Origin of the sequence: Marinitenerispora sediminis (assembly GCF_003336425.1) — a bacterium.
GTDB classification, from domain to species: domain Bacteria; phylum Actinomycetota; class Actinomycetes; order Streptosporangiales; family Streptosporangiaceae; genus Marinitenerispora; species Marinitenerispora sediminis.
In genome coordinates, this window is sequence record NZ_QEIO01000257.1 from 1 (window position 1) to 4,318 (window position 4,318).

A 4,318-nucleotide genomic window follows, 5' to 3' on the forward strand; every position below is an offset into this window, starting at 1 on the left:
CGGCCACCGCAGGGGCGCGGCGGCCGTCACCTGCGGGGCGGTCCGGCGAGCGGCGCGACGTCCCCCCGCTCGCGACCGATACGTGACCGCAGGCGTTCCTTCAGCGCCCGAATCGCCTACGCCATAGGCGATCTTGCCCCCTATGATGCGCTTTGCAGGCTCTTCCCACGGTCAGGAGCATCCATGTCGCAGCCCACCTCTGACTCCTCCAGCGGCGGCCCCGCCTTCCCGCCCGAGTTGAACACCGGCCAGCCGACCGCGGCGCGCGTCTACGACGTGATGCTGAACGGCAAGGACAACTTCGCGATCGACAGACAGGTCGCGAGCGCCAGCCTGGCGGTGATGCCGGAGCTCAAGGAGATCGCGATCCACAACCGGGAGATCCTGCACCGCGTCGTCCGCCACCTGGCGGGCGAGGCCGGCATCACCCAGTTCCTCGACCTCGGGTCGGGCCTGCCCACCGCGAGGAACACCCACGAGGTCGCGCAGGAGGTGAACCCGGACGCCCGCGTGGCCTATGTCGACATCGACCCGATCGTGCTCGCGCACGGCCGCGCGATCCTCGCCGAGAACAGCAACACCACCGTCGTCACCGCCGACATCCGCGACCCGCAGGCCGTGCTGGACCACCCGGAGATCCAGGAGTTCATCGACTTCGGCAAGCCGGTGTGCGTGATGCTGTGCGGCATCCTGCACCACATCCTGGACGACGAGGACCCGGGCGGCATCGTGCGGACGCTGCGCGACGCGGTGCCCAGCGGTTCGTACTTCTTCATCACCAACTTCACCCGGCTGGGCGACGCCTCCTCCAGCGTCGAGCTGGAGAAGCAGCTGCTGGAGCAGCTGGGCACCGGCCGGGTGCGCACGCCGGCCGAGCTGGCCGCCTTCTTCGACGGGCTGGAGCTGCTGCTTCCGGGGATCGTGCCGCTCCCCTTGTGGCGGCCGGACCGCCCGGTCCTGGACTCCACCACGGTCGGTGTCCGCTTCATGACGGGCGGCGTGGCGCTCAAGCGCTGACCCGGAACCCGGCACCGGCCGTCTCAGGGGCGGCCCGGCGCACGGGCACAGCGCCACCCGGCTGCGGGCGGCGCCGGGAAGCCGCACGCCCGCGCGGGGCGGCGCCGGTCCGGCGCCGCCCCGCAGCCGTTCCGCGGCTGCCCCTCGGCCGGAGCCAAAGCCGCCGCGCACCCCGATTCCGGATATTGACTACTTCTCTGGTCGGAAATATCGTCAAGGGGTGCCAGCCGCCGCAGCAACGCCGGATCCGCAGTCCCGTCCCCCGAGCGTCGCCATCGTCGGCGCGGGCCCGCGCGGGACCTCGCTCCTGGAGCGGATCGCCGCCAACCACCCGGAGATCCGGGGCGACCGCCCGCTCGACGTGCACGTCGTCGACCCGCACCCGCCCGGCGGCGGCCGCATCTGGCGGTGGGAGCAGTCGCGGCTGCTGTGGATGAACACCACGGCTGACGACTGCACGATGTTCACCGACGACTCCGTCGCCGTCGCCGGACCGGTCCGCCCCGGCCCCACGCTCACGGAGTGGGCGCGCGACCTCGCGGCCGGCAGGATCACGATCCCGCCGGGCTTCGTGCCGCAGGCCGAGACCATCGCCGAGGCGGCCCGGGTGCACGGCGGATGGTTCGCCACCCGCCGGCTGCAGAGCCAGTACCTCTCCTGGGTCTTCTGGACCACCGTCGCCGGCGCCGCGCGCACCATCCGGGTACGCGTCCACGAGGCCACCGCGACCGACCTGCGCGACCTCCCCGACGGACGGCAGCGCCTCGTTCTCGACGGCGGCCGGGCGCCGCTCGACGTCGACGTCGTCGTGCTGGCCCAGGGCACCGTGGACGCCCGGCCGGGCCCGGAGGAGGAGGCGCTGCTGCGCCACGCCGCCGACCACGGCCTCGCCTACCTGCCCACCGGCCCCACCGCCGACCTCTCCTTCGCCGAGCTGCGCCCCGGCGAGCCCGTGATCGTCCGGGGCCTGGGACTGGCCTTCATCGACGCCATGGTGCTGCTCACCTCGGGACGCGGCGGCACCTTCCGCCGGGACCGCACCGGGACGCTGCACTACTCGCCCTCCGGCCGGGAGCCCGTGCTGTACGCCGGCTCCCGCCGGGGCGTCCCGTACCACTCCAAGATCCACTACGACTTCCCACGCGGCACGCGACCGCGGCTGCCCCGGCACTTCAGCCCGTCCGCCGTCGCGGCGCTGGGCGAGCGACCGCTGGACTTCGACACCGACCTGCGCCCCCTCATCGTCCGGGAGCTCACCGACGCCGCCTACCGGGAGCTGGCGGAGGCGCACCCGGAGCGGCTGTCGCTCGATCCCGCGGTATTCCTCGACCGGCTGGACCGGCTCGACTGGGACGGCCCCGACCTCAAGGAACTGGTGAGCACCGCGGTTCCCGAGGAAGCCGACCGGGTCGACCTCGACCGGCTGGACCGGCCGCTGGCCCAACGGCGCTTCGCCTCGACCGGCGACCTCCAGGAGTGGATGCGCGGCTACGTCGCCGCCGATCTGGCCCGCCGGCGCGACCCCCGGCACAGCGCCGACCTCGCGGTCTTCCACGCGCTGCTCTCGGTCTTCACCGTCCTCGGCGAGCTCCTGGCGGACGACCGCGTCTCGGCGCGTTCCCGGGAACGCGGGCTGCCCGGCTTCCTGGGGTTCTTCAGCTACTACGCGAGCGGGCCACCGGGCCCGCGCCTGGAGGAGCTGCTCGCGCTGTCGCGGGCCGGGATCGTCCGCTTCCTCGGTGCCGACGTCCAGGTGAGCGCCACTCCGACCGGCTTTGCGGCCCGGAGTTCCAGCGTGGCCGGCGAGGTGACCGCGCGCGCTCTCGTGGACGCGCGCCTGGCGGCCGGATCGCTGTCCCGCGCGTCGGACCCGCTGCTGCGGCGGCTCGCCGCGCGCGGCGAGGTCGCGGAGCTGGTCCGTGTCGACGCGGAGGCCGGCACCCGGCATCCGACCGGCCTGGTGGACGCCGACCTCGGCGACCAGCGGCTGCGCCGGGCCGGCGGTGACGTCCACTCCCGGAGGTTCGGCGCCGGGGCGCTGGTCTCCGGCGGCGTGGGCGCCGGCGGGTTCTCCCGCCCGCGCACCAACGCCGGGTTCTTCCGGCAGAACGACACGGTCGCGCGCCGCGTTCTCGCCGAGCTCGACCGCCTCCCCGGTGGGACCGGCCCCGCCGGGGGCGCGACCGCGGCCGCCGACCACGGCGGCTCGGCCGCGTGACGCGCGGTCCGGAGGACGCTCCGTTCCCTGCCGTCCTCCGGACCGCGCCCCGCGAAATTCCGGTCGGAGGCGGGTTTTGACGAGGTTTGACGCCCGGCGCGGGCGGCCGGGCGCACCGCACCGCGCGGCCCGCCCGGGCGCGATCGGCCACGGGGCGGGGGATGCGGCCGCCGCGCGCGGCCGATCCGGCCGGGCGCACGGGCCGCGTCGCGGGGCACCGGCGGCCTGGAACCGGATTGACGCTCGGGCGGCTTTCTTGGGGTCCCGCAGGTCGGCGTCCTGTTTGGTTTTGGGATGGCCGCCGCAAGCATGGGAGGCGTGACTCCAGGTCCCGCGCTGTCAGCGAAGGGGCTGATGGCGGCGGGCCGCGAATGGAGCCCGGCCTGGCAGGTCGCCAGGTCCGCCTTCCTGGAGGAATTTCCATGAAGACCATCCTGCGTCGAATCACGCTCGCCGGCCTCATCGCACCCGCCATCGCCCTGGGAACGCCGGCGATGGCCGGAGCCCAGGACATCTTCGGCGGCGAGCACTTCTGGGGCTGGCCGTAGCCATTTTCCGAAGTCGCGTTGTGCGGCGGATCGGATACCGCTGAGCGCTCTCCATGCCGGCACCGCCACCGGAACTGGTGGCGGTGCCGGCCATTTGCCGGGCATACGGGAACGCGAGAGGGAATATCCGGCTGCGGTGGCACCATGACGCGGCCGCCGACGCCTCCATTCCCCGGCAGTTACAATTCCCCTGGCAGGTACAACGGAATTTGAGGACGCCTTGGATTCCGCAAGCCGTTCTTTGTTCTCCGCAGAAGGTTCTCCTGTTTGTTTTTGGGACAGCCGCCGCAAGCATGAGGGGAGTGACTCCAGGTCCAGCCGAATTCGCCACAACGGCCGATGACGGTGGGCCGGGGAAAACGGAGTCCCGACCTGGCAGGTCGCCAGGTCCGCCTTCCTGGAGGAATTTCCATGAAGACCATTCTGCGCCGAGTCGCGCTCGCCGGCCTCATCGCACCCGCCATCGCCCTGGGAACGCCGGCGATGGCCGGAGCCCAGGACATCTTCGGCGGCGAGCACTTCTGGGGCTGGCCGT

General features: G+C 73.1%; 3 protein-coding genes. All 3 read left to right on the forward strand.

The genetic code is table 11. The annotated features are described in order from the left end of the window. Positions 1-183 precede the first annotated feature (183 nt). The 3 genes from DEF28_RS25880 to DEF28_RS28905 all read left to right on the forward strand — a co-directional run bounded on the left by DEF28_RS25880 (position 184) and on the right by DEF28_RS28905 (position 3,783). Entirely contained in the window at positions 184-1,017 is an 834-nt protein-coding gene (locus DEF28_RS25880) for an SAM-dependent methyltransferase (RefSeq protein WP_114400807.1), read from the forward strand. A gap of 220 nt (positions 1,018-1,237) precedes the next feature. Then, a complete protein-coding gene (locus DEF28_RS25885) occupies positions 1,238-3,235 on the forward strand; it encodes an FAD/NAD(P)-binding protein (protein ID WP_114400808.1) in 1,998 nt (665 codons plus the stop codon). Between the two features lie 422 nt (positions 3,236-3,657). Beyond that, positions 3,658-3,783, forward strand: a complete 126-nt coding sequence (locus DEF28_RS28905; protein ID WP_267900216.1) for a hypothetical protein — start codon at positions 3,658-3,660, stop codon at positions 3,781-3,783. Positions 3,784-4,318 lie beyond the last annotated feature (535 nt).